Origin of the sequence: Pleomorphochaeta sp. DL1XJH-081, from assembly GCF_049310885.1 — a bacterium.
Classification (GTDB): Bacteria; Spirochaetota; Spirochaetia; order Sphaerochaetales; family Sphaerochaetaceae; genus CAYZJV01.
The window spans coordinates 1-252 of the sequence record NZ_JBMDYO010000167.1 but is presented as its reverse complement, the minus strand read 5'-3'; the positions used below and the strand labels follow the sequence as shown (position 1 = coordinate 252).

General features: G+C 43.7%; 1 protein-coding gene. It reads right to left on the bottom strand.

All coding sequences use genetic code 11. From position 1 onward, the window contains the following. Nucleotides 1–195, bottom strand: a 195-nt coding sequence (locus tag ACODJP_RS14335; protein ID WP_422482646.1) for a hypothetical protein, incomplete at its 3' end; no start/stop codon positions are given. Nucleotides 196–252: the final 57 nt, after the last annotated feature.

Here is a 252-nt window from a genome sequence, read left to right as displayed (position 1 = left end):
GGTCCAAATCCATGGCTGGTATGCCATGCTACGTTCAACAAAACGACCCCATGAGTCCCAGCGGACACCAACGTCATGATATGTGTATCTATCAGCGTACGAAAGATCTCCAACAAATAATATAGTCTCTGCACCTGTCTGCTTGCAATGTTCAAGAGTCGAAAGAGAATTGTATGTTTGACCAAGATCACCAATTATTCCAAACTTTTGAGGTGCATCCGGATCAATTGGTAAGGGTGTTCGGAACCAAAA